This is a genomic window from Streptomyces tritici (genome assembly GCF_048500665.1).
Lineage (GTDB): Bacteria > Actinomycetota > Actinomycetes > Streptomycetales > Streptomycetaceae > Streptomyces > Streptomyces tritici.
This window is the reverse complement of the sequence record NZ_CP183183.1, coordinates 5,508,090-5,526,956: the sequence shown is the minus strand read 5'-3', so window position 1 is coordinate 5,526,956 and position 18,867 is coordinate 5,508,090. Positions and strand designations below refer to the sequence as shown.

The window sequence follows — 18,867 nt, the reverse complement described above, 5'->3', positions numbered from 1 at the left end:
GAGAAAACCTGGAAAGCGTACAAATCGCCCGAACCGCACGCCCCGCGCCTACGATCGGCGGCAGCCTCAGCAAGGGCGCGAGCTTCGTCACGGTACGGCGTTCCCCGAGTCGCTGGCGTCGTGGCACTGAGTGTGTTTTGCTGAGGGTACTCAGTGCCAAAAGCCACGCTGCAGCCGTTGTTTCTAGGGAGAACGCCACGATGGGCAAGGACTTCGACCTGTACCGGCCGTCGGAGGAGCACGACATGCTCCGGGAGACGGTCCGTTCGCTCGCGGAGGCGAAGATCGCCCCGTTCGCGGCGGAGGTGGACGAGGAGGGCCGGTTCCCGCAGGAGGCCCTGGACGCGCTGGTCGCGTCCGACCTGCACGCCGTGCACGTCCCGGAGACCTACGGCGGCGCCGGCGCGGACGCCCTGGCCACCGTGATCGTGATCGAGGAGGTCGCCCGCGCCTGCGGTTCGTCCTCGCTGATCCCCGCGGTGAACAAGCTCGGCTCGCTGCCGGTGATCCTGTCCGGCTCGGAGGAGCTGAAGCACAAGTACCTCGCCCCCCTCGCCGCGGGCGAGGCGATGTTCTCCTACTGCCTGTCCGAGCCGGACGCCGGCTCCGACGCGGCGGGCATGAAGACCCGCGCGGTGCGCGACGGCGACTTCTGGGTGCTGAACGGCGTGAAGCGGTGGATCACCAACGCGGGCGTGTCGCAGTACTACACCGTGATGGCCGTCACCGACCCGGAGAAGCGGTCGAAGGGCATCAGCGCGTTCGTGGTGGAGAAGGACGACGAGGGCGTGTCGTTCGGCGCGCCGGAGAAGAAGCTCGGCATCAAGGGCTCCCCGACCCGCGAGGTCTACCTCGACAACGTCCGCATCCCGGCCGACCGGATGATCGGCGCCGAGGGCACCGGCTTCGCCACCGCGATGAAGACCCTGGACCACACCCGCATCACCATCGCCGCCCAGGCCATCGGCATCGCCCAGGGCGCCCTCGACTACGCCAAGGGCTACGTCACCGAGCGCAAGCAGTTCGGCAAGCCGATCGCCGACTTCCAGGGCGTGCAGTTCATGCTCGCCGACATGGCCATGAAGCTGGAGGCCGCCCGCCAGCTCACCTACGCCGCGGCCGCGAAGTCCGAGCGCGTCGACGGCGACCTGACCTTCTTCGGCGCCGCCGCCAAGTGCTTCGCCTCCGACGTCGCCATGGAGGTCACCACCGACGCCGTCCAGCTCCTCGGCGGCTACGGCTACACCCGCGACTACCCCGTCGAGCGCATGATGCGCGACGCCAAGATCACCCAGATCTACGAAGGCACCAACCAGGTCCAGCGCATCGTCATGGCCCGCAACCTCCCGTAATCCCCCGCCTTCTGAAAGGAGCCAGGCCGTGACCCTGAGGATCGCTGTCTGCGTGAAGTACGTTCCCGACGCCACCGGCGACCGCGGTTTCGCGGACGACCTGACCACCGACCGCGAGGCGGTCGACGGTCTGCTGTCCGAGCTCGACGAGTACGCCGTCGAGCAGGCCCTGCGGATCTCCGAGGAGGCCGAGGACGCCGAGGTCACCGTGATCACGGTCGGCCCGGACGACGCCAAGGACGCGCTGCGCAAGGCGCTGTCGATGGGCGCCGACAAGGGCGTCCACGTCAACGACGAGGACATCCACGGCTCGGACGTGTTCGGCACCTCCGCCATCGTCGCCAAGGCGCTGGAGAAGACCGGCTTCGACCTGGTCGTCTGCGGCATGGCGTCCACCGACGGCACCATGGGCGTGCTGCCCGCGCTGCTCGCCGAGCGGCTGAACGTGCCGCAGGTGACGCTGCTCTCCGAGGTCGCGGTGGAGCGCGGCATGGTGACGGGCCGCCGTGACGGCGACGCCGCCAGCGAGCAGCTGGTGGCCCCGCTGCCGGCCGTCGTGTCGGTCACCGACCAGTCCGGCGAGGCCCGTTACCCCTCCTTCAAGGGGATCATGGCGGCCAAGAAGAAGCCGGTCGAGGAACTCGACCTGGACGACCTGGAGATCGACGCCGACGAGGTCGGCCTCGCCGGGTCCTGGACCCTCGTCGAGTCGGCGACGCCGCGCCCGCCCCGCACGCAGGGCACGATCGTCACGGACGAGGGCGACGGCGGCAAGCAGCTCGCCGTGTTCCTCTCCGCCCAGAAGTTCATCTGACCGCACCGCTGTTCACCGTTTCAGGAGCAATGAATCATGGCTGAGATCCTGGTTCTCGTGGACCACGCCGACGGTGCGGTCCGCAAGCCGGCCCTCGAACTGCTGACCCTGGCCCGCCGCATCGGCGAGCCGTCCGCCGTCGTCCTCGGCGCGGGCGAGGCCGCCGCGTCGATCGCCGCCACCGCCGCCGAGTACGGCGCGGGAACCGTGTACGTCGCGGACGGCCCGGAGTTCGCCGAGCAGCTCGTCGTGCCGAAGGTCGACGCGCTCGCCCAGATCGCCAAGGACAAGGGCGTCGCCGCCGTCCTGGTGACCTCCTCGGGCGAGGGCAAGGAGGTCGCCGCGCGCGTGGCGCTGCGCCTCGAGTCCGGTCTGATCACCGACGCGGTGGAGCTGGAGGCCGGCGAGGACGGCCCGGTCGCCACCCAGTCCGTGTTCGCCGCCTCGTACCAGGTGAAGTCCCGCGTCTCGCACGGCGCGCCGGTCATCACCGTCAAGCCCAACTCCGCCGCGCCCGAGGCCGCCCCGGCCGCCGGCACGGTCGAGAACGTGGCCGTCTCCTTCACCGGCAACGCCGCCAAGGTCGTCTCGCGCACCGCGCGGGTCTCCTCCGGCCGCCCGGAGCTGACCGAGTCCGCGATCGTGGTCTCCGGCGGCCGCGGCGTCGGCGCCGCCGAGGGCTTCGAGGTCGTCGAGAAGCTCGCCGACTCCCTCGGCGCGGCCGTCGGCGCCTCCCGCGCCGCGGTGGACGCGGGCTGGTACCCGCACTCCAACCAGGTCGGCCAGACCGGCAAGCAGGTCTCGCCGCAGCTGTACATCGCGGCGGGCATCTCCGGCGCGATCCAGCACCGCGCGGGCATGCAGACCTCGAAGACGATCGTGGCGGTCAACAAGGACCCCGAGGCCCCGATCTTCGACCTGGTCGACTACGGCGTGGTCGGCGACCTGTTCGAGGTGCTGCCGCAGCTGACCGACGAGATCGGCACGCGCTAGCCGGGGTGCGCGCGCCCGCCGCGGCGGGCGCGCGCCTCGGGGCCCGGAACACACGGGAGCCGGCCGGGACCATGGAGTCCCGGCCGGCTCCCGTGTGTCCGTGCCCTTCAGATCCAGCCGTCGAGCGGGACCTCTTCGCAGAGCCGTACGACCGGCTCGGTGCCGGGGCGCGGGGAGGCCGCGGCGAGCTTGACCCGGACGCCGGGGCGCACCGCGTGCAGCGGGCCGTCCACCCGGCAGCGCACCACGAAGCCCTCGGTCATGTGCACGGGCCACAGGTCGGCCTCGGCGGCGGAGACCCCGCGGCGGACCGAGACGATGCCTTCGCCGGTGCTGCGTTCGGGGGTGAGTTCGGTGGACCCGCAGGTCGGGCAGAGCAGGCGCTGGAAGGTCGTGGTCTGACACCACTGACAGCGCTGGAAGTAGAGCTCCGAGCCGGCTACCGGCTCGTCGGTCCGGGTGGCGGTCCCGTTCCTGAATCCCGTGTGGAACACGATGCCTTCTCCTTGCACTCGACGGCTCGACTGTGCATGGAGACCAAGATATGGCACTGAGTGCCATGAAAGAAAGCACTCAGTTCCCTCTGTTATCGATTCTCAGCCGAATGCGGCGGCGGGCGGCGCTCAGCCCTCGCCGAGCGTGGACTCCATCTCGCGCACCACCCGCCACATCGGGGTGTTGCGCCGCGTGATGACCACGACGACGTCCTCGTCCGCCCGGTCGGCCGGCGTCTCGGCGCCCGAGCCCGCCGGGTCCCAGGTCTCGCGGACGAACTGCAGCGCCCGGTCCACCTCGGCGAGCGGGTCGCCCTTGCCGCCGGAGCGCAGCCAGGAGCGCAGCACGTGGTTGTGCGCGGCGACCACGGCCGCGGCCACCACGTTGGCCCGCAGGGTGCCGTCGCGGCGGTCGGCGAAACGGGTGCGCAGGTAGTCGCCGAGGGTCTTCTCGTACCGCCAGACCACGGAGAGTTCGTAGGTGCGCAGGCCGTTCACCTCGCGGGTGAGCCGGTAGCGCTGCACGGAGAAGGTGGGGTTGTCCGCGTACATCCGCATGACCTGGCGGGTCGCCTCGCAGACCCGGACCAGCGGGTCGTCGGCGTCGGCGCTCGCGGCGAGGAAGGCCTGCATCTGGGCGAGGGCCTGCTCGTGGTCGGGGAAGACCACGTCCTCCTTGGACGGGAAGTACCGGAAGAACGAGCGCCGGCCGACCCCCGCGGTCTTCACGATGTCGTCGACCGTGGTCTGCTCGTAGCCGCGCTCGAGGAAGAGCTGGAAGGCCGCCGCGACGAGGGCGTCGCGCATCGGGGATTTTGCGGGGCTGGTGCTCATACCCCGAACCTAACACTCAGACCCCTCGCGCGGCGGCACTTGGTGCCACGCTGCGATCAGCGCGCGGCCATGCGCAGCGCGCCGTCCATCCGGACGGTCTCGCCGTTCAGGTAGTCGTGCTCGGCGATCATCGTGACGAGCCGGGCGTACTCGGACGGCTCCGCGAGCCGCTGCGGGAAGGTGACGCTCGCGGCGAGACCGGCACGGATCTCCTCGCTGAACCCGGCCATCATCGGCGTGTCCACGATGCCGGGGGCGATGGTGACGACCCGGATGCCGTACTGGGCGAGGTCGCGGGCCGCGGTGATCGTCATCCCGGCGACGCCGGCCTTGGAGGCGGCGTAGGCGATCTGGCCGACCTGGCCCTCGAAGGCGGCGATCGACGCGGTGTTGACGACGAGTCCGCGCTGCCCGTTCGCGTCCGGCTCCTGCCGGGCGATGACCTCGGCGGCCAGGCGCATCACGTTGAAGGTGCCGAGCAGGTTGACGTCCAGGACCGTGCGGAACAGGTCCAGGTCGTGCGGGCCCTTGCGGCCCAGCACCCGGGCGGACGGGGCGATCCCCGCGCAGTTGACGGCGAGCCGCAGCTCCGCGCCGTCGGCCTCGATCCGCGCGAGCGCCTCGCGGACCGGGTCCTCCCGGGTGACGTCGGCGGCCAGCAGGGTGACGCCGTCGGGCTGCGGGCCGGCCGCGGCCACGGCCTTGTCCAGGTCCAGCCCGTAGACGGCGGCGCCGCGGGCGGCGAGCGCGGCGGCGGTGGCGGCGCCGAGACCCGACGCCGCGCCGGTGACGAGCGCGGCGGAACCGGCGATGTCCATGGAACTCCTCGAATCGTGTACGGGTGCGGTGGTCAGGCGGCGAGCCCGCGGCTGATGACCAGCCGCTGGATCTGGTTGGTGCCCTCGAAGATCTGCATGATCTTCGCCTCGCGCATGTAGCGCTCCACGGGGAAGTCGCGGGTGTAGCCGTACCCGCCGAGGACCTGGACCGCGTCGGTGGTCACCTTCATGGCGGTGTCGGTGGCGATCAGCTTGGCGGCGCTGGCCTGGCGGCTGAAGGGGCGGCCGAGGTCGCGGCGGCGGGCGGCGTCCAGGTAGGTGGCGCGGGCGGAGTCGACGGCGGCGGCCATGTCGGCGAGCAGGAAGCCGAGGCCCTGGTGGTCGATGATGCGGCGGCCGAAGGTGGTGCGCTCGTTGGCGTACGCGACGGCGGCGTTCAGCGCGGCCTGCGCGAGGCCGGTGGCGCAGGCGGCGATGCCGAGGCGGCCGGAGTCGAGCGCGCTGAAGGCGATCTGCAGGCCCTGGCCCTCCTCGCCGATGCGCCGCTCGGCGTCGATCAGCGCGCCGTCCCAGTGGGCGGAGGTGGTGGGGACGGCCTGGAGGCCCATCTTGCGCTCGGGCAGGCCGAAGGTCAGGCCCTCGGTCTGTCCGGGGGCGAGGAAGCAGGAGACGCCGCGGCTGCCGGGGCCGGTGCGGGCGAACAGGGCGTAGAAGCCGGCCTTGCCGCCGTGCGTGATCCACGCCTTGTTGCCGGTGATCCGGTAGTGCGCGCCGCCCGCCTCGTCGGTGACCGGCTCCGCCTTGCAGGTCAGGGACGCCGCGTCCGAGCCGGCCTGCGGCTCGGAGAGGCTGTAGCCGCCGATGGTCTCGCCGGCGAGCATCGCGGGCAGCCAGCGCTCCTTCTGCTCGGGCGTGCCGAAGGAGTGCAGGGGGTGGCAGGCGAGGGTGTGCACGCTGGTGGCGACCGCGACGGCCGCCCAGCGGGCCGCGAGCTCCTCCAGGACCTGCAGGTAGACCTCGTACGGCTGGCCTCCGCCGCCGTACTCCTCGGGATAGGCGAGGCCCAGCAGGCCGGCCTGCCCGAGGGTCGCGAACAGGCCCTCCGGGTACGACTCGGCGGCCTCGTGCTCGTCCACGCGGGGGGCGAGCTCCTTGTCGGCGATCTCCCGGGTGAGGGCGATCAGGTCCGCTGCTTCGGGGGTGGGGAGCAGGCGGTCGACGTCCATGGCGACTCCAGTGACGCAAGGGCGCGGGTGAAACGGTACTGCGAGCGGTACCTCAGTACCGCTGAGCGTAGCGCAGTCCGGGGACGGCGTAACCCCCGGAACCGGCCGCCCGGCATACTGTTCGGGTGATCGAGACCCCCGGAGCCGACGCGCCGAAGCTGACGGGCCGCGGCGCGGCCCGCCGGTCCGAGCTGTTCGACGAGCTCGTGGCGCTCCTGGTGGGCGAGGGCTTCGCCCGCTTCACGCTGGACGATCTCGCGGCCCGGCTGCGCTGCTCGAAGCGCACGCTGTACGGCCTCGCGGGCAGCAAGGAGCAGCTGGTGCGGGCGGCGGTGGTGCAGTTCTTCCGGCGGGCGACCACCCGCGTCGAGGCGGTCCTGGCGGCCCAGACCGAACCGGCCCAGCGGCTGTCCGCCTACCTGCGCGCCGTCGCGGCCGAACTCGCCCCCGTCTCCCCGCAGTTCTTCGACGACGTGGCCGCCTTCGAGCCGGCCGCCGAGGTGTACGAGCGCAACACTCGGGCGGCCGCCGGGCGGGTGCAGCAGCTGATCGAGGAGGGCGTGCGGGCCGGCGTCTTCCGCGAGGTGCACGTCGCCTTCGCGGCGGACGTGATCGCCTCGGTGATGGTCCGCATCCAGCAGCGCCAGGTCGCCGCCGCGACCGGCCTGAAGGACGCGGAGGCGTACGAGCAGCTCGCGGAACTCCTGCTCAGCGGATTGCGGCGGGCCTGAGGGGCGGCCGCGCCCCGCTCACCGTACGAGCTTCGGGCGGGCCAGGCGGACTAGCTCCAGGGCCTGGTCGCGGAACCACTCCCCGGCCGCCGGGTCGACCGCGCCCCGCTCCGGGTCCTCGGGGCCCGAGGTGCCGCGCAGGCAGCGGCCGTCCGACTCCCCCGGCGTCTTGATCCACAGCCGGGCGTCGTGCAGCGGGTCGCCGGTGTCGGCGGTCGGGCGGGCCCCGGCGCCCCGGTCCGGCGGGTTGCACCAGTCCTGCGGGTCGGTGTACGCGCCGGCCGGCGGCGACCACGGCCCGCGCCCGTTGCGGCTGGAGTCGGTGACGAAGTGCTTGAGGCGGTCGGCCGGGAGCGCGGCGGCGTGCTCGTCCAGCCAGGCCTGCGCCGACGCCCGGGTCCACCGCTGGTTCGGGCAGGCCGCGGGGTCGCCGCCGCCCGTCGCGTACGCGAGGCAGGACGCGAGGAGCTTGCCGTACCAGGTCGTGGCCTCGTCCGTGTGGTAGTTGGAGACGTTGACCGCGAAGCCGGTGGCCCGGTCGACGCCCGCCTCGATCAGGCGCGGCGTCAGCGCGCCGACGGTGTGCCAGCCGGGGTGACCGGCGTCGAGATAGACCTTGACGCCCTGCAGGCGCTCCAAGGCGCCCACGGCGTACCGCAGTTCGGCGTACCGCGCCTCGGTCCGCGTGCCGGCGGCGTCGTCCCGGCCGCAGTCGGAGGGCAGCAGCGCGACCCCGTCGGGTTCGAGCACCACCAGCGCGCGGTGGGGGCCGATGCCGCGGGCGACGGCGTCGATCCAGGCGCGGTACTCGGCGGTGGTGCCGGCGCCGCCGCCGGAGTAGCCGGAGCAGTCGCGGCCGGGGATCTGGTACAGGACGAAGACCGGCACCGTGCCCTGGCGCGCGGCGGTGCGGACGACCGTCCGCGCCTCCGCCTCGGTGTCCTCGGGGCCCTCGTCCCCGAGCCAGACGGCGTGCGGGGTGCGGATCAGCGCCAGCAGCCCGGCCGCCTCCTCCGTATCGCCGCGCGCGAGCAGGTCGCGGTAGTGGGCGTGCGCCTGGGGCGAGCCCTCGGGCGCGTGGAAGCGTACGGGCTCGCGCGAGCCCGCCGCCGCGCCGAGGGAGGCGAGAGCGAGGGCGAGGCCGAGGGCGGTGACGAGACTGCGGCGCATGAACCGTCCTTCGACGTGCCGGGGAAGGGTTGCGCTGATCTTTCCGCCCGGCAGCCCCGGCCACGCCCGGCGAGAGCCGCGGTCACCCGTCCGTACGACTCACGGGTTCGGCACGTCGTCGGGGTCGTCGTACAGGTCGGGCGCGAACCGGCGCAGGGCGTCGCGCAGGAGCGCCCCGTCGAGCATGCGGGGCTGCCGGACGAGCGGACGGTAGATCCACAGCCCGCCGCCGTTGCGCGCGGCCGTCTTGTGCCTGGTGCGCCAGGTCTGCGCCGGCTCCCTGCCGGGGCGGAACCAGACCGCGACGGCGGCGGGGTCCGCCTTCCCCGGGTTCTCCCGCTCGACGGCGATGCGCTCCAGCGACTCCCAGCGGACGGAGTACTCGACGGGACCGGGAGGCACCTGGGGCTCCCGCCAGTGGCGGAAGGCGATCCCCTCCGCGTCGATCGTGATCGTGTCGGACTTGCTCAGGGCGCCGTGGAGCAGGCCGAAGAGCCAGAGAAGGAGCCCGCCGAACACGCCCAGCACCCCGGTGCCGAGGACCGCGTTCCAGAACGGATTGGGGTCGCCGATCTCCACCGAGCCGATCTCCAGGACCGGTTCGCCCACCGTGAGCAGGCCGGCGACGAAGCCCAGGGCCGCGGCCCAGCCCGTTCCGGCCGTCGCGGCGTAGCCGCCGTACCTCGACGCGAGCATGCCGCGGCTCTGCGTCACGGTCACGGTGTCCTCCGGCCGCCGCACCACGGTCGTCCGCGGCACCGTCTCCCGCTGGGGCGCCCTGTCCGTCCGCCGGTCCTGTCGCTCCTCCCCCCGCTCCTCCCCGACCGTCGTGCGTTCCGACCGGGGCCGCCGTACGGGCCCCGACTGCGCGGCCAGCAGTTCCCGTGCCTCCTCGACGCCCGGGCGGGCGCTGGGCTCCTTCGCCAGCAGGGCGCTGATCAGCGGCTCCAGGCGACCGGCCCGTTCCATGGGCCGAGGCTGCTCCGTGAGGACGGCGGTGGGGTTCTCGGGGCGGAACGGCAGAACGCCCTCCACCGCCTCGTACAGCAGCACGCCCAGCGAGAAGAGGTCCGAGCGGCCGTCGCACTCCGCGCCCTGCCAGCGTTCCGGGGCCATGTAGCCCGGCGAGCCGATGACCAGGGTGGTGCGGGTGAGCCGGGGGTCGGTGCGGCCGAGCGCGATGCCGAAGTCGGCAAGCAGGACGGCCCCTTGGTCCGAGAGCAGGACGTTGCCGGGTTTGACGTCCCGGTGGACGACGCCCGCGCGGTGCGCGGCGTCCAGCGCCCCGAGCAGGGCCCCCGCGATGTCCGCGGCACGGTCGGGTGCCACCGGACCGTCGTGCTTCAGCCGGTCGGCCAGGGAGCGCCCGTCGACCCACTGCATGACGATCCAGGGGACCTTCCAGCGGCCCTCGTCGACCTCGACGACGTCGTACACGGTGACGATGTGCGGGTGGTCGCGGAGCCGGGCCGCGTGCCGGGCCTCCCGGGCGGCGCGGGCCAGCAGTTCGGCGCGGGCCTCGTCGGGCAGCGGGCCGTCCAGGCGCACCTGCTTGACCGCCACCTCCACGTCGAGCACCGGGTCGTGCGCCTGCCAGACCTGACCGAAACCTCCGGCGCCGAGCGGGCGGGTCAGGGTGTACCGGCCGCCGATCGCCGTGCCGGGCCGTGCCTCTGCCACGTTCGCTCCCCCAGTCCCGTACCGCCGCGGCGGATCAGCCGGTCACGGTGGTCAGGATAGGGACGCTCCCCTTGCCGCGGGCGGCTTTCACCGGACCGTCACGTACCGGCGGCCTTCAGGCACCGGTCGTGGGCCGGCCGGGCCGGTGGGGCGGCGGGAGCTTCAGGGGAAACCTCGTGGTGGAGGGGGGTGCGGGTGCCGGTGAGAGGGAGGCCGCTGCCGCCGCGGCGGTGGGCGACGATCTCCGCGCCGATGGACAGGGCGGTCTCCTCCGGGGTGCGGGCGCCCAGGTCGAGGCCGATCGGGGAGCGCAGCAGGGCGAGTTCGGGCTCGGTCACGCCGGCCTCGCGCAGCCGCCGCTCGCGGTCCGCGTGGGTGCGGCGGGAACCCATCGCGCCGACGTACGCGACGGGGAGCCGGAGGGCCCGTTCGAGGAGCGGGACGTCGAACCGGGGGTCGTGGGTGAGAACGCACAGCACCGTGCGGGCGTCCAGCCGGCCCGCGTCGGCCTCCGCCTCCAGGTAGCGGTGCGGCCAGGCCAGGACGACGTCGTGGGCGTCGGGGAAGCGGGCGGCGGTGGTGAAGACCGGCCGGGCGTCGCAGACGGTCACCTCGTAGCCGAGGAACCGGCCGACGCGGGCCAGCGCGGACGCGACGTCGACGGCGCCGAAGACGAGCAAGCGCGGCGCGGGGAGGGAGGACTCGACCAGCAGGGTCAGCGGGCGGCCGCAGCGGCCGCCGTCCTCGCCGAGCCGCACCGTGCCGGTGCGCCCGGCGTCGAGCAGCGCGCGGGCCTCGTCCGCGGCGGCCCGGTCCAGCGCGGGGCCCCCGCCGAGGCCGCCCTCGTACGAGCCGTCCGGCCGGACCAGCAGGGCGGCGCCCAGGAGCTCCGGCGGACCGTCGACGACGCGGGCCAGGGCCGCCGCCTCCCCCGCGGCGGCGGCGGCCAGCGCGGCGGGCAGGACCTCGCCGCGGACCGGGGTGACGAGGACCTCGATGCTGCCGCCGCAGGTCAGGCCGGCCGCGAAGGCGTCCTCGTCGCTGTGGCCGAACCGCTCGACGACGGTCCTGCCGTCCTCCAGCGCCTGCCGGCACAGCTCGTACACCGCGGCCTCCACGCACCCGCCGGAGACCGAGCCGATCGCCGCGCCGCCGTCGTCGACGGCGAGCGCGGCGCCCGGCGGCCGGGGCGCGCTCCCGTCGACCGCCACGACGGTGGCGACGGCGCACGCCCGGCCCTGCTCGACCCACCGGTGCAGCGCTTCGGCGACGTCCAGCATCTCGGCTCCTCCTCGCGGGTGACGTGGAGGGCGACGGTACGGGCTCAGCCGACGCCGAGCCAGCTCTCGATGGGGTGGATGGCGAAGTAGACCAGGAAGATCGCGGTCAGGCCCCACATGAAGGCCCCGACCTCCCGCGCCTTGCCCTGGGCGGTCTTGATCACGGCGTAGGAGATGACGCCGGCCGCGACACCGGTGGTGATCGTGTACGTGAACGGCATCAGCACGACGGTGAGGAAGACCGGGATGGCGACGGAGCGGTCGCCCCAGTCCACGTGCTTGGCGTTCTGCATCATCATCGCGCCGATGACGACCAGGGCCGCGGAGGCGACCTCGGCCGGGACGATCGCGGTGAGCGGGGTGAAGAAGAGGCAGAGGGCGAAGAAGCCGCCGGTGACCACCGAGGCGAGACCCGTACGGGCGCCTTCGCCGACGCCGGTCGCGGACTCGACGAAAACGGTCTGGCCGGAGGCGCCGCCGGCGCCGCCGAGGACGCCGCCCGCGCCGTCGATGAACAGGGCCTTGGACAGGCCGGGCATCCGGCCGCGGTCGTCGGCGAGCTTGGCCTCGGTGCCGACGCCCAGGATGGTGGCCATGGCGTCGAAGAAGCCGGCCAGGACCAGGGTGAAGACGATCATGGTGACCGTGATGTAGCCGACGTCGCCCCAGCCGCTGAACGACACCTGGCCGATCAGCGAGAAGTCCGGGGCGGAGACGGCGCTGCCGTGCAGCTCGGGGGCGCCGGCGAACCAGGAGCCGGGGCCCTTGCCCGGAATGTCGGCGACCGCGTTGACGACGACGGCGACGACGGTGCCGACGACGATGCCGATGAGGATGGCGCCGGGCACGTTGCGGGCCTGCAGCGCGAAGATCAGCAGGAGCGTGACGGCGAAGAGCAGGACCGGCCAGCCCTGGAGCTCGCCGAGCGGGCCGAGGACCACCGGGCCGCCGCCGGGGGACGGGTTCTCGTGCACGAAGCCGGCCTTCACGAAGCCGATGATGGCGATGAAGAGGCCGATGCCGATGGTGATGCCGTGCTTCAGGGCCAGCGGGATGGCGTTCATGATCATCTCGCGCAGACCGGAGACGACCAGCAGACAGATCACCGCGCCGTAGGCCACGGACATGCCCATGGCCTGGGGCCAGGTCATCAGCGGGACGACCTGGGAGGCCATCACGCCGGAGACGCTCAGGCCGGCCGCGAGGGCGAGCGGGACCTTGCCCCAGAAGCCCATGAGCAGCGTGGTCGCGGCGGCGCAGAGCGCGGTCGCGGTGATCAGCGCGGGCTGGCTGAGGACGTTGCCGTCCACGTCCTTGCCGCCGAGGATCAGGGGGTTGAGCAGGAGGATGTACGCCATCGCCATGAAGGTGGTGATGCCGCCGCGCACCTCCGTTCCGACGGTGGATCCTCTTTCGGAGATGTGAAAGTACCGGTCGAGCCAAGAACGGCCGGCGGGAACGTTCGAGCCGGAGCCCGCGTCCTCCGCGGCGGTCTTGGGCTCCACAGACGACTGGGTCATGGGGCCTACTCCCAAGGTTCACAGGGGCACCCGCGCGAGGCGGGATTTGGGATATGTGACTGGCTGCACGACCCGGGGGACGGCCCGAGACGAACGGAGTGAATCGGTACTGCACTGCTGCGGCGGGGTCTCCGCCGAGGCTGGTCCTGCGGGGGCCTACGGGGCGCCGGTGAGCGCCTCGGCGCGGACCGGCGTCCTGTCGGGCTCCCGTCCCGGCGCGTCCCGGAACGCCGCGAGGGCGGCCGGGGCGGACGACGGGGTTCCACCGGTGCCGCGCGTGCCGTGGAGCGCGTGCGGACCGGCGGGTTCGAGCACGTCGGCCGGGGCGGCCCGCGTCTCGAGGATCATGGGGAGGGGGTGGTCCGTGAGGGCCGGGGGCATGAGGACGGCCTCGCCGGCGTCCTGGGCCGGGACCGCGCCGAAGCCCGAGGCGGAGAGCGTCCGCTCCCGGCTCATGGGGCGGGGGAAGTCCATGGCGGCCCTTCTTGGTGCAAGTGGCGGGGGGTGTGGGCGTCCGGTGGGGAAGGCCGGGCTCCACGTCGTTCCACGTGGCTGTTCACGTGCCGTTCATGTGGCGTGTGGCCTAGTACACAAGCCGGGATCGCCCGGGTGCAGTCACCGAAACCATGAAGGAGTTGGCTGGTCTCCCGTCTCGTCTTGTAGATTCGAACGAAAGGCGGCGTCACGGTCACCTCACTGTTTCCCTCCGGAAACACGAGTACCCGCCCACCGCCGAGTACCAGACACCTTTGAGACCACTGACGAAGAGAACGGCGGCGACGAGATGCGGCTGCGCGCACTGCTGGAGACCGACGCGCTGGGGCTGCGGCTGCTGGGCGGCGAGGACGAGCTCGACCGCACGGTCCGTGGCGTGATGACGACGGACCTGAAGGATCCCAGCCGGTACCTCTCCGGCGGCGAGCTGGTGCTCACCGGCCTGGCCTGGTTCCGGGAGCCGGAGGACGCCGAGCCGTTCGTCCGGATCCTTGCGGCCGCGGGGGTGGCCGGGCTCGCGGTGGGCGAGGCGGAGCTCGGCGACATCCCGGACGATCTGGTGCAGGCGTGTTTGCGCCACCGGCTGCCGCTGTTCGCAGTTCACGAATCCGTTGCATTCGCGACTATCACCGAGCACGTTGTTCGACAGGTCTCCGGCGAGCGAGCGGGCGACCTGGCGGCCGTCGTGGACCGGCACCGGCGGCTGATGACCTCCGGTCCGGCGGGGGGCGGACCGGAGGCGGTTCTGGACCTTCTGGGCTCCGACCTGGACCTTCGCGCCTGGGTCCTGTCCCCCACGGGCCGCCGGATCGCCGGGGCGAGCGACGCGCTGGACGCCCCGCTCGCCGCCACGCTGGCCGGGGAGCACCTGGCCGCCACCCGCACCGGGCGGCGCGGTCCGCACCGGGTCGCCGTGGGCGGAACCACATATTCGTTGTTTCCGATCCGAAACACCGGGCGTACGGCGGCTCCCGCCTCCCGTGACGTCCGCGAGACGGTGCTGTCCGACTGGCTGCTGGCCGTCGAGGCGGACGCCGGCGACTGGCCGGCGGCCCGGCTCGACCTGCTGCAGGGCGTCACCCAGCTGATCGCGGTCGAGCGCGACCGGCGCGACGCGGCGCGCACCGTACGGCGCCGGCTGGCGCAGGAGGTCCTGGAGCTGGTGCAGACCGGCGCCGCGCCGGCGGAGATCGCCGCGCGCCTGCGGGTCGCCGCGCCGGTGCTGCTGCCGGGCCTCGGCACCGCGCCGCACTGGCAGGTCGTCGTGGCCCGCGTGGAGTGGGACCACGACGGCGGCACGGGCCCGGCGGTCGAGGCCGGCCCGGTCGCGCAGGCGCTCCTGGAGGAGATCCTCGTCGACCCGGCGACGGCCGGCGCGGACTCCGCCGACCGGATCGCCGTCGCGCACACCGGCGACGAGGCCATCGCCCTCGTACCGCTGCCGGCGGTGCCGCTGCCGGACAGCGAGGACGAGTCGCCCGCGCAGACCGGCCTGCACGCGGACGCGCTCCTCGCGGCCGTCCGGGGGCCGCTGTCCGCGGGCCTCGCCGACGACGGCCGGCTGACGCTGGGCGTCTCCGCGGCCGTCCACTCCGCGGAGGGCCTGCGCGGCGCCCTGGAGGAGGCCCGCCACGCCCGGCGCGTCGCCGCGGCCCGCCCGGGCCGGGTCTGCGCGGCCGGCCACCACGAACTGGCCTCGCACGTCCTGCTGCTGCCCTTCGTCCCCGACGACGTGCGCCGCGCCTTCACCGCCCGCCTGCTGGACCCCCTGCGCGACTACGACCGCCGCCACCGCGCCGAACTCATTCCCACCCTGGAGGCGTTCCTCGACTGCGACGGCTCCTGGACCCGCTGCGCGACGCGCCTCCACCTGCACGTCAACACCCTGCGCTACCGCGTCGGCCGCATCGAACAGCTCACCGGCCGCGACCTCTCCCGCCTGGAGGACAAGCTCGACTTCTTCCTGGCGCTGCGGATGTCGTAGGGCCGGGGGCCGGGACGGGTTTCGGTCGAATGTCAGTGCCCGTCCCTAGAGTCGCGGGCATGGCGACTCTTCCCAACCCGCTTCCCCTGCTGGCCTCCGACCCGAGCGGCCGCGCCGCCGGTCTCCGGCTCCCGCCGGGGCGGCTGGTCGACATGACCCTCGACGGCCCGTGGCACGAACCGCTGCTGTGGTACGCCGACACGCCCGCCGGGCCCGGGAGTTGGTCGAAGCTGGGCGGGCCGGCCGCCCGGGCGGGGCTGCTGCCCGTGCTCGTGGATGCGGCCGGCGCCCACGGCGGGCCCGAGCACTGGGAGTTGATACCGGGCGAGGTGTCGTACCCGGGGGATCACGACCCGGAGACGGTCCTCGCCGAGTGCTGGGAGGCGTGCGCCGACGAGGGTGAGGAGTGGCTCGGTCTGTGCGCGGGCCGGCCCGCCGCCGGGGCGGAGACCGGTGCACGGGCCGCCGGGACCGCCGAGGCGCTGGCCGCCGAGTGCCCCGCCTGGTTCAAGGACCCGCGTCTCGCGCTCGTTCCGGCACGCCGGAGCGCCGACGTCCCCGCCGCCATCGGCTGGGCGGGCCCGTTGAACCATGAGAACGACGTGGCACGCCTGTGCGCGGTGCTGCGCTCCTGGGAGGACCGCTTCGGGATACGCGTCGTCGGTCTCGGCTTCGACGTCCTGGTCGTGTCCGTGGCCGCCCCGCCCGTCAGCCTCCCCGAGGCCGAGGAACTCGCGGCCGAGCACTTCGCCTTCTGCCCGGACAACGTCTGGCAGCGCGGCCCCGGCACGCTCGAGGCCTACGCCCGGGGGCTCGTCGGCGAGCACGTCTGGACGTTCTGGTGGGACTGACCGCCGCGTCAGCCGTCGGAGCGGGCGCTGCGGGCGGCGCCCGCGGAGGCGGCCACGACGCAGAGGACCGCGAGCCACTGGGTGACGTTCAGGGACTCGTGGAGGACGACGAGGCCGATGAGGGCCGCCATCGCCGGTTCGAGGCTCATCAGGATGCCGAAGACGCGCGGCGGGATCCTGCGCAGGGCCTCCAGGTCCAGGGAGTAGGGGATCACCGACGACAGGAGCGCCACGCCGAGGCCCGCGAGCAGGACCCACGGCTGGAGCAGCGACATGCCGCTGTCTGCCACGCCGAACGGCACGGCCACCAGGGCCGCGACGGCCATGCCCAGGGCGAGGCCGTTGCCCTCGGTGGTGTGGCGGCCCAGGGCCGCGCCGACCAGGATGTACAGGCCCCAGAACACCCCCGCGCCGAGGGCGAACAGCAGGCCCACCGGGTCGAGTTCGCCGCGGCCCTCCATCAGCAGGACCACCCCGCCGCCCGCGAGCAGCGCCCAGAAGGCGTCCAGCCAGCGCCGCGACCCGGCCAGCGCCACGGCCAGCGGGCCGAGGAACTCGACGGTCACCGCGATGCCCAGCGGGATCCGTTCCAGCGCCAGGTAGAAGCACAGGTTCATCAGGCCGAGCGTCAGGCCGTAGCCGAGGACCACGGTCCAGGTGCGGCGGTTCATGCGCACCGACGGCCGCCACAGCAGCATCAGCACCGCCGCCGCGAAGAACAGCCGCAGCGCGACCGTCCCGAAGCTGCCCACCGCGCCGAACAGGTTCTTGGCCAGGGCCGCGCCCACCTGGACGCTGAGGATGCCGAGCAGCACCAGCGCCGTCGGCGGGATCGCCCCGAAGGTTCGTCCGGCCGCCGCGGCCAGGGATGTCCGGGGGGACGAGCCGTGTCCCGTCGTGTCGACGCTCATCGTGACCACGGGGCGATTGTCGACCGACGAGCGCCGTGGGGCACCTGATTTTCCGGCCGGCGAACGGGTCAGTCGAAGAGGGCGACCACTCCGACGACCCAGACCGCGAGGAACGCGAGCACCCCCACCACGCATCCGACGCCCGCCAGCACGGCCCCGACCGTCCACGGCTCGGAGGGCTCCTCGTACGGACCCTCCGGTTCGTCCCGGTAGGAGTCGGGGTCGTCCCAGTCGACGGGGTGCCCCAACTCCTCGGCGCAGGCGGTCCGCACCGCGACGAGCTGCCCCTCCGCGAAGGGGGTGGCGGCCAAAGCCTCGGGGCCGCGCCAGGCAAGGGCCTGCATCCGCCGCCCGGCGGAGGCGTACCGCCCCTCGAAGGCGGCGGTCTCGTCGGCGTCCCGGTCCTCCTCCAGGTACGTCCAGCGCCCGGCCTCGGCGGCGTCGCCGTAGAGCCGGTACACCTCCGCCAGCCGCCGGCGGAGCGTCAGGTCGTACGGGTAGGACGAGACGAGACCGCGCAGACGCCGGCGCGCGAGCGGAACCCGGCCGGCGGCCAGGTCCGCGTCGACTCGGGCAAGGGTCTCGGGCAGGGGCATGCGGCCATGATCGGACACCGCGCCGCACCACGTCGACCCGGTTCGCCGCCGAACAGGAACAAGATCGCACCGAGCGGTAATTCATGTTCGATTACCGGTAAACGGCGGGGGATTGTGAATTCATTCACCTAACCTCTTGGCCGGGCCCGCCCGTTCATGCTGAGATTCGATCTGACTCAACAGCTCAATGGCGCGCTCGGGGAGGGCAATGTGGCGGACACCGCCATGTCTGGTTCCGGTTCCGAATCAAGGGATGGCGCCGATCCGTCCCTCGCCCATGGCAAGGAGACGCCCGTGCAGACCGCCATTTGGCGACTGCGCTCCCGTGGCTGCTGGACCGACGCCGCGGCCCTGCTCCTCCCGCACACCGACGACCCGGCCGCGGCGCTGCAGCGTGCCGCGCTGCTGATCGAACGGTGCCTCTACACGGAGAAGGGCTGGGCCGAGGCCGAGGAGGCGCTGCGGGCGGCCGAGGCGGTGGCGCAGGACGACGAGGAGCGCGGGGCGGCCGCCTGCGAACGGGGTTATCTCGCGTACGCCTCCACGCTGCTGGGGGTCCGGGACCGCGCCGACGAGGCGCGCGCCGCGCTCGGCCGGGCGGCCGCGCTGATCGGGCCCTCGGCGCAGGGGCGACCGCTGCTGGACTTCCGGCGCGGGCTGGTCGCGCAGAACCTCGGCGACTCGCCGCAGGCGGCGCGGGCCGCGTACCGGCGGGCCCACGCGGGCGCGACGGCGCAGAACGACCCGCTGCTGCTGTCGTCGACCTGGCGTCACCTCGCCGGGCTCGCCCTGCACGAGGGCGAGTTGGCCGACGCCCGACACGGCTTCGCGGAGTCGCTGCGGATCCGGGAGGAGCTCGGCTACCTCGTGGGCACGGCGCCGGCGCTGGCGTCCCTCGCGGCCACCGAGACCGAGCCGGAGGCCGGGCGCCTGCGGGCGGAGGCGCGCCGGCTGTTCCAGCTCCTCGGTGGGGTGCCGACCTGGCTGGCGGGGCAGTTGGCCGCCAGCCCGGCGGCATGACGCCCGGGCCGGCCGCCGGCCCGCCGCCCGGGCGCGGCGTACCACCGTCGGGGCGCGGCGTACGTCCGTCGGGACGCGCCGCACGACGGTCCCGGCGCGGCGGGAAACGGCGGTAAAGGCATGGCCGGAACACGCCG

The 18,867-nt window shown here is 73.6% G+C and carries 18 protein-coding genes; 7 read left to right on the top strand and 11 right to left on the bottom strand.

Annotation, left to right across the window (positions count from 1 at the left end):
* Positions 1-200 precede the first annotated feature (200 nt).
* The 3 genes from ACNJ93_RS25505 to ACNJ93_RS25495 are packed head-to-tail and all read left to right on the top strand — an operon-like array spanning position 201 to position 3,159.
* Positions 201-1,352, top strand: coding sequence for an acyl-CoA dehydrogenase (locus tag ACNJ93_RS25505; RefSeq protein WP_418959773.1), 1,152 nt, complete (start codon positions 201-203; stop codon positions 1,350-1,352).
* A gap of 28 nt (positions 1,353-1,380) precedes the next feature.
* Positions 1,381-2,166, top strand: coding sequence for an electron transfer flavoprotein subunit beta/FixA family protein (locus ACNJ93_RS25500; RefSeq protein ID WP_418959772.1), 786 nt, complete (start codon positions 1,381-1,383; stop codon positions 2,164-2,166).
* A gap of 36 nt (positions 2,167-2,202) precedes the next feature.
* Positions 2,203-3,159 carry an electron transfer flavoprotein subunit alpha/FixB family protein gene (locus tag ACNJ93_RS25495; RefSeq protein ID WP_418959771.1) on the top strand — a complete coding sequence of 319 codons (957 nt, stop codon included), beginning with the start codon at positions 2,203-2,205 and terminating at the stop codon, positions 3,157-3,159.
* A 107-nt stretch (positions 3,160-3,266) separates the two neighbouring features.
* On the opposite strand, the gene ACNJ93_RS25490 is transcribed toward ACNJ93_RS25495, so the two are convergent.
* From ACNJ93_RS25490 to ACNJ93_RS25475, 4 genes are all read right to left on the bottom strand, one after another.
* Positions 3,267-3,653, bottom strand: a complete 387-nt coding sequence (locus ACNJ93_RS25490; RefSeq protein WP_418959770.1) for a zinc ribbon domain-containing protein — start codon at positions 3,651-3,653, stop codon at positions 3,267-3,269.
* 129 nt (positions 3,654-3,782) lie between these two features.
* Entirely contained in the window at positions 3,783-4,460 is a 678-nt protein-coding gene (locus ACNJ93_RS25485) for a TetR family transcriptional regulator (protein WP_418959769.1), read from the bottom strand.
* An 83-nt stretch (positions 4,461-4,543) separates the two neighbouring features.
* Positions 4,544-5,305 carry an SDR family NAD(P)-dependent oxidoreductase gene (locus ACNJ93_RS25480; RefSeq protein ID WP_418959768.1) on the bottom strand — a complete coding sequence of 254 codons (762 nt, stop codon included), beginning with the start codon at positions 5,303-5,305 and terminating at the stop codon, positions 4,544-4,546.
* Between the two features lie 32 nt (positions 5,306-5,337).
* Positions 5,338-6,492 carry an acyl-CoA dehydrogenase family protein gene (locus tag ACNJ93_RS25475; protein WP_418959767.1) on the bottom strand — a complete coding sequence of 385 codons (1,155 nt, stop codon included), beginning with the start codon at positions 6,490-6,492 and terminating at the stop codon, positions 5,338-5,340.
* 125 nt (positions 6,493-6,617) lie between these two features.
* On the opposite strand from ACNJ93_RS25475, the gene ACNJ93_RS25470 reads away from it, so the two are divergent.
* The gene (locus tag ACNJ93_RS25470; RefSeq protein WP_418959766.1) at positions 6,618-7,223 is read left to right on the top strand and encodes a TetR/AcrR family transcriptional regulator; all 606 of its coding nucleotides are present in this window, start codon (positions 6,618-6,620) and stop codon (positions 7,221-7,223) included.
* Positions 7,224-7,241: 18 nt separating this feature from the next.
* Here ACNJ93_RS25470 and ACNJ93_RS25465 read toward each other — a convergent pair whose 3' ends face one another.
* From ACNJ93_RS25465 to ACNJ93_RS25445, 5 genes are all read right to left on the bottom strand, one after another.
* Positions 7,242-8,393: a glycoside hydrolase family 6 protein gene (locus tag ACNJ93_RS25465; RefSeq protein ID WP_418959765.1), complete on the bottom strand. Its 1,152-nt coding sequence runs from the start codon at positions 8,391-8,393 to the stop codon at positions 7,242-7,244.
* Between the two features lie 99 nt (positions 8,394-8,492).
* Positions 8,493-10,073: a serine/threonine-protein kinase gene (locus ACNJ93_RS25460; protein ID WP_418959764.1), complete on the bottom strand. Its 1,581-nt coding sequence runs from the start codon at positions 10,071-10,073 to the stop codon at positions 8,493-8,495.
* A gap of 98 nt (positions 10,074-10,171) precedes the next feature.
* Positions 10,172-11,353 carry an XdhC family protein gene (locus ACNJ93_RS25455; RefSeq protein ID WP_418959763.1) on the bottom strand — a complete coding sequence of 394 codons (1,182 nt, stop codon included), beginning with the start codon at positions 11,351-11,353 and terminating at the stop codon, positions 10,172-10,174.
* Between the two features lie 44 nt (positions 11,354-11,397).
* On the bottom strand, positions 11,398-12,873 hold the full coding sequence (locus tag ACNJ93_RS25450; protein WP_418959762.1) for an NCS2 family permease: 1,476 nt from the start codon (positions 12,871-12,873) through the stop codon (positions 11,398-11,400).
* 156 nt (positions 12,874-13,029) lie between these two features.
* Complete coding sequence (locus ACNJ93_RS25445; protein WP_418959761.1) at positions 13,030-13,347, bottom strand: hypothetical protein; 318 nt, start codon at positions 13,345-13,347, stop codon at positions 13,030-13,032.
* A 310-nt stretch (positions 13,348-13,657) separates the two neighbouring features.
* Between ACNJ93_RS25445 and ACNJ93_RS25440 the strand changes: the two genes are divergently transcribed.
* A complete protein-coding gene (locus tag ACNJ93_RS25440; RefSeq protein ID WP_418959760.1) occupies positions 13,658-15,352 on the top strand; it encodes a PucR family transcriptional regulator in 1,695 nt (564 codons plus the stop codon).
* Between the two features lie 59 nt (positions 15,353-15,411).
* Positions 15,412-16,203 (top strand): DUF4253 domain-containing protein, encoded by a 792-nt coding sequence (locus tag ACNJ93_RS25435; RefSeq protein ID WP_418959759.1) that lies wholly within the window; start codon positions 15,412-15,414, stop codon positions 16,201-16,203.
* A gap of 8 nt (positions 16,204-16,211) precedes the next feature.
* On the opposite strand, the gene ACNJ93_RS25430 is transcribed toward ACNJ93_RS25435, so the two are convergent.
* Together ACNJ93_RS25430 and ACNJ93_RS25425 are read right to left on the bottom strand one after the other, a co-directional pair.
* Positions 16,212-17,114: an EamA family transporter gene (locus ACNJ93_RS25430; RefSeq protein ID WP_418961519.1), complete on the bottom strand. Its 903-nt coding sequence runs from the start codon at positions 17,112-17,114 to the stop codon at positions 16,212-16,214.
* Positions 17,115-17,182: 68 nt separating this feature from the next.
* Positions 17,183-17,710 (bottom strand): DUF6584 family protein, encoded by a 528-nt coding sequence (locus ACNJ93_RS25425; RefSeq protein WP_418959758.1) that lies wholly within the window; start codon positions 17,708-17,710, stop codon positions 17,183-17,185.
* Between the two features lie 225 nt (positions 17,711-17,935).
* On the opposite strand from ACNJ93_RS25425, the gene ACNJ93_RS25420 reads away from it, so the two are divergent.
* A complete protein-coding gene (locus ACNJ93_RS25420) occupies positions 17,936-18,730 on the top strand; it encodes a hypothetical protein (protein WP_418961518.1) in 795 nt (264 codons plus the stop codon).
* Positions 18,731-18,867 lie beyond the last annotated feature (137 nt).

Coding starts and splice junctions, on each gene's coding strand:
- ACNJ93_RS25505 (WP_418959773.1), top strand. CDS start 201: ATGGGCAAGGACTTCGACCTGTACCGGCCGTCGGAGGAGCACGACATG.
- ACNJ93_RS25495 (WP_418959771.1), top strand. CDS start 2,203: ATGGCTGAGATCCTGGTTCTCGTGGACCACGCCGACGGTGCGGTCCGC.
- ACNJ93_RS25485 (WP_418959769.1), bottom strand. CDS start 4,460: ATGCGCGACGCCCTCGTCGCGGCGGCCTTCCAGCTCTTCCTCGAGCGC.
- ACNJ93_RS25480 (WP_418959768.1), bottom strand. CDS start 5,305: ATGGACATCGCCGGTTCCGCCGCGCTCGTCACCGGCGCGGCGTCGGGT.
- ACNJ93_RS25475 (WP_418959767.1), bottom strand. CDS start 6,492: ATGGACGTCGACCGCCTGCTCCCCACCCCCGAAGCAGCGGACCTGATC.
- ACNJ93_RS25465 (WP_418959765.1), bottom strand. CDS start 8,393: ATGCGCCGCAGTCTCGTCACCGCCCTCGGCCTCGCCCTCGCTCTCGCC.
- ACNJ93_RS25455 (WP_418959763.1), bottom strand. CDS start 11,353: ATGCTGGACGTCGCCGAAGCGCTGCACCGGTGGGTCGAGCAGGGCCGG.
- ACNJ93_RS25450 (WP_418959762.1), bottom strand. CDS start 12,873: ATGACCCAGTCGTCTGTGGAGCCCAAGACCGCCGCGGAGGACGCGGGC.
- ACNJ93_RS25445 (WP_418959761.1), bottom strand. CDS start 13,347: ATGGACTTCCCCCGCCCCATGAGCCGGGAGCGGACGCTCTCCGCCTCG.
- ACNJ93_RS25440 (WP_418959760.1), top strand. CDS start 13,658: ATGCGGCTGCGCGCACTGCTGGAGACCGACGCGCTGGGGCTGCGGCTG.
- ACNJ93_RS25435 (WP_418959759.1), top strand. CDS start 15,412: ATGGCGACTCTTCCCAACCCGCTTCCCCTGCTGGCCTCCGACCCGAGC.
- ACNJ93_RS25430 (WP_418961519.1), bottom strand. CDS start 17,114: ATGAGCGTCGACACGACGGGACACGGCTCGTCCCCCCGGACATCCCTG.
- ACNJ93_RS25425 (WP_418959758.1), bottom strand. CDS start 17,710: ATGCCCCTGCCCGAGACCCTTGCCCGAGTCGACGCGGACCTGGCCGCC.
- ACNJ93_RS25420 (WP_418961518.1), top strand. CDS start 17,936: ATGTCTGGTTCCGGTTCCGAATCAAGGGATGGCGCCGATCCGTCCCTC.